This is a genomic window from Calditrichota bacterium (assembly GCA_013152715.1).
GTDB lineage: Bacteria > Zhuqueibacterota > Zhuqueibacteria > Thermofontimicrobiales > Thermofontimicrobiaceae > 4484-87.
The window spans coordinates 1-4,783 of the sequence record JAADFU010000099.1 but is presented as its reverse complement, the minus strand read 5'-3'; the positions used below and the strand labels follow the sequence as shown (position 1 = coordinate 4,783).

Genomic DNA, 4,783 nt, shown 5'->3' with positions numbered 1-4,783 from the left:
TTATTCGTCTATCTGTTGGGAATTAAAAAAGATTTCCGTGAATCTACTTATGTCGCCATCGATGCAGAAGGCCAAATGACAGTGAAGATTTCTGAAAAAGATTATCAACAATACCAGCAGGAATTTACATTTGACCAGCTCTGCGCAGCGCTGGGGAATTTGTTTGTGGAATTTTTAGAAATGTATCGGGATGGTAAAGCAAAACAGGTGATTAAAAAAATGGATGAGTTAAGGTTTGTAGCATAGAATACGGTAAAAAAACATTGGTAATCTGCGTAATTCATCGAATCCATGTTCAAATAAACCGAGGAAGAAATGGATTTCAAACAAGTGCAAAAATTCGCAAATTTGCTGGCAAAACCATTTGCCAAAGATATTTTTAAATTACTGGTCAATTATCAGGACATATCCGCTTCCGAAGCAGCGACGCGGCTGGATTTGCACATCAAAACAGCCCAGGATTTTTTGGACGAATTGACCGCTCTGGACATTGTTTCCAAGAAAGAGGTATTTGAAAAGAAGCGCCCCTATTTCCGCTACGAATTGAAAAAATACCAGTTTTCCATTGATGTGGATTTATCCTTTTTGGCAGACACTTCTTCAATTACAGATAAACGGCTATTGATGAAAATCCGCGAGCGCAAAAACGCAAGCGCCGTATTTTCAGTCGCTCGCAGCGGAGATTATATTTCTGCCGTCACTATTTTTGTCGGAGAAGGGAGAAAAAAGAAAGAACGTAAAATCAGCCTGACACAGGCGCAAGGAAAATTTTTGTATCATTTGCCGTTCCCAACTGCACCGCCTCTGATGATTAAAGAAATCCTGGAACGGGCAGATGTTAAACAAAAAAATGTGATGGAAATTTTGGATATAATTGAATTACTCAAAGAATATAAGGTTATTGAAAGCGATTAGAGCTATTTAGCCAAATTAAGAATTTCGATAATTTTTTATAATATTTTTCTGCTCAAACATCCCCCCTGGCCCCCCTTCAAAGGGGGGAACTGAGTAAGTCCCCCTTTGAAGACGAAGATGCGCCTCCGGCGCAGGGGATTTAGGGGGATGTAAAAAAAGCAATCAACCTCAAAATAAATTAGACATGCAAAATTCAAACCCTTCTTAAACTTTAAAATAGTTATCATAAGAATCATCAGCGGAATTGATTAAAAAAAGTCCTGACTTTTGACTCGTTGCCAAAAATCAGGACTCAAAGCAGAAACTGCTATTCAAATCTTAAATTCATTAAAAAAGCGCATGTCATTTTCCCATAAAAATCTCCGACGGCCTCACTTTCCTTTTGGCAATACCCGGCGCCTTGAGATAAACTTCAAGCATTTCATTTCCTCGATAATCAAAATAATGCACTTCAAATTTATGCATGCCGCTTCTTAAGGCAATATCTCCGGAAGCTTCTTTTGCGCCATGTTTGCCGTCATTGTCAACCACAAGCTTGCCGTCGATAAAAAGTTTGCTGCCATCATCGGAATTGAGATAAAATGTGTATTTTGCCTTTCTCTTTAAATTGAAGTATCCTTTAAAAACAATGCCGAACGAATCATTCTGCGGTCTAATTTTTTTAACATCGAAGAAATAACATTTCCCCTTTTTCACCGATTTCAATTTGGAAAAATCGGGTAGTGAATCCCATTTCCCTTTGTAGCAAAGATATTCCATACCATTTTTTTCTCTATCAACTAAAAAATAGTGAGCAGTCGCTACCGGACTGCGATTGCCATTGCGCATGATCGTGCGCGCTTTAACCACAGCATCTCTAAAAATCACTATCGGCTCACGGTAAACGTTGGACATCGGGTTTGGTTCGGATTCGTCCAGAGTGTAATATATTTTTGCATCAGTCAGCGGATTTGTCATTTCCACACTTGTCTTACCGAAAATCACCTGTCTGCCGCCAAAGCCAATGGGGGTCGGCACGCGAAAATTAATTCTCGCTTCGGTCAACCGCCAGTAATGTTTCTGCATGCGCAGCGTGAAATCATCATAATCGCGCAATTTTTTCGGCGTCCACACAACTTCCGCCAGCGCGCACAATCGCGGCAGCAGCATGTACTCGCAGTACTCCGGTGTCGCGATATATTCTGTCCAGACATTTGCCTGCGCACCCAAAATGTGATGTTCTTTGTCGCGATCAATTTTTGGCGGGATCGGGTCAAAGGAATAGACCTTTTCCAGCGGCAAAAATCCGCCAATCGCTTCGGGCTCGCCTTCTTTCGCCTGATAGTAATCAAAATAGCAGTAGGAGGTCGGCGACATCACTACATCGTGGCCCGCGTTGGCAGCGGCAATTCCGCCGCCCATGCCGCGCCAGGACATGACAACCGCGTTTGGCGCCAAGCCACCTTCTAAAATTTCGTCCCAGCCAATCAAAATTCGTCCCCGGCTGTTCAAATATTTTTCGATGCGTTGAATGAAGTAACTTTGCAATTCATGTTCATCTTTCAGACCTTCGTCCTTTATTCGCTGCTGGCATTTAGGACATTTTTTCCAATTTTCTTTGTTCGCCTCATCGCCGCCAATGTGAATATATTTCGAAGGAAAAAGCTGCATCACCTCATCTAAAACCTGTTCCAGAAAAATAAAAGTACTGTCGTTCCCTGCACAATAAATATCTGTAATGGGCCAATAGCCGCCAGTGACTACCGTAAAAGGCCCGCCGGTGCAGGAAAATTGAGGATAAGCTGCCAGCGCAGCGCGTGCGTGGCCCGGCATTTCAATTTCCGGAACCACGTTGATGAAACGGCTCGCCGCGTAAGCCACGATTTCTTTCACTTCTTCCTCGGTGTAAAATCCGCCGTAAGTTGCCGGCTCCCCGGGTTTTTGAGGTTCACGATCGTGCCAGGTAATCCCTTCACGATCCGCGCGCCAGGCACCCACTTCCGTTAATTTAGGCCATTTTTTGATTTCAATTCGCCAGCCCTGATCTTCAGTCAAATGCCAGTGGAAAGTATTTAACTTGTGCATCGCCAGAATGTCGATATATTTTTTTACATAGTCTTTCGGGAAAAAATGACGGCACACGTCCAGATGAGCGCCGCGCCAGGTGAAACGAGGCGTGTCTTCTATTTCGCAGCAGGGAACAACCCAATCGACTCCGCTCACTTTTGTCTTATGTTCGATTCTCACTGGCAGCAATTGCCGCAGAGTCTGCACACCGTAAAAGACTCCGGCTGCAGTGTTCCCGGAAATTTCTACGTAATTTTCCGTCACGCGAAGCCGGTAACCTTCTTCTCCCAATTTTTTATCATGCACTCCTGTTTTCAACAAAATCGCACCTGCAGGAATTTGCTCCGGGATTGTTGTTTCGACCGGAAAATCGAATCCCGTCGCCGGGCCAAATTGCGTTTTGATGAAATCTGTGACGTAGTTAATTTTCTCATCTTTTGAATCAATAAAAATTTTCGTTTCCGGCGTCAGGCGAAAAGTGCCATCCTTTTTTTTCAATTTTGCCGGCTTCGGAATGACTCCGTATAATCGAGCTTCTTGTGCCATTTCTTCCTTTCCCTTTTTCTTGACCAATTTCAATTGCGCACAGGTGAGAAAAACGAGTCCTATAAGCGCTAACACGAAAAACAGATGCTTTTGCCGCATGAAAAAACCTCCGGTGGTTTGTTTATCTAAACGATTACTCAGTTTTTTCAAAAAATGTTTGTGGCTCTAATAATGACTTTAGAATTTTGATAAACTATTTATAGCACGCGGATGACACGGATAACACGGATTAGCACTGATTCTTTTTGTTTTTCTTTTCGGATGATCTTTCTGAATTCTTAAAATTTTTTGAAAGAAAAATCCGTGAAAATCCGCTAAATCCGCGTGAATCCGCGTTCTATTTTACACAAACTGAGTAATCTTATTACTTATTTCATCTGAAAAGAACATATCTTCTGAACTTTTTTAATTAACCCATTTTCCCATGGCATTGGCGGCATGGGTCTTGGTTCTGGCGCTTTTGCCATTTTGATTTGCAATTTTTCGCCTGAACCTTGCTGAAATCCAATCAACCAGAGCGAAGCGCTGGCATTCAGACGTTTGTTCTTTTTCCCGGATTGAATTTGCAAATCGATTTTGCTGTCGCCTGATTTTACAGCAACTTTGAACCATGCCCAGCGACCTTTTTGCTTCTCAATTTTTGGCTGGACTTTTTTGCCGTTCAGTTTCACTTTCACTTCTGGCAAAAATGCTTTTTTGTCCTGAACCTGATTTTCAACCAACAGCGCCAACGTGGCTCTCTCAAATGTTTCCGGGAGCGATAAATTTAAGCGGATGCGAGATTTCCCGTGACTATTTTTCACCTGAAAATCGTGTTTTGGTTCCTGAAAATCAGTCGCGCTAATTTTTTCGGGAAAATCTGACAGTGAAATCTTCTCTCCACTAATCTGAATTTCCGCCACTTTTTCGGGATTCAATAATCGCACATTTTCACCAGATTCCCGAATCGTAAATTTGAAATTCTCGCCTTCACTTTCCGTGTCAAAAACTGCCCCTGCCAGCAATGGCTCGGTCGCTTCTTCCAGCGGATAAATTTCATAGACAGCCGTTTCAAAACCCGAAAGCGGCAAAGTAACCTGTCCTCCGGAAGAATAAAGTTCAGGGGAAATCCAGCGCGTGGGATAAACGCGCTCCAGCACGAGAGATGCCGCATGAGGACAAAGACCAAAATCCGGCGATAATTTCACCGTTATTTTATCTGATTCAATTTTAGGATTGCGCACAGCGATGATACCGCGATGTTTTTTGAAATGCACGTATCCGTAAGGTTTTCGCT

4 protein-coding genes are annotated in these 4,783 nt (G+C 42.7%); 2 read left to right on the top strand and 2 right to left on the bottom strand.

Translation table 11 applies throughout. The annotated features are described in order from the left end of the window. Nucleotides 1-246: hypothetical protein (locus GXO74_08345; protein NOZ61678.1), on the top strand; the 246-nt coding region annotated here is incomplete at its 5' end. 69 nt (nt 247-315) lie between these two features. Then, entirely contained in the window at nt 316-915 is a 600-nt protein-coding gene (locus GXO74_08340; GenBank protein ID NOZ61677.1) for a hypothetical protein, read from the top strand. Between the two features lie 342 nt (nt 916-1,257). Here the strand turns inward: GXO74_08340 and GXO74_08335 are convergent, their stop codons facing one another. Continuing rightward, a complete protein-coding gene (locus GXO74_08335; protein NOZ61676.1) occupies nt 1,258-3,606 on the bottom strand; it encodes a family 20 glycosylhydrolase in 2,349 nt (782 codons plus the stop codon). A gap of 269 nt (nt 3,607-3,875) precedes the next feature. Then, on the bottom strand, nt 3,876-4,783 hold a 908-nt coding region (locus GXO74_08330; GenBank protein ID NOZ61675.1), incomplete at its 5' end, for a hypothetical protein.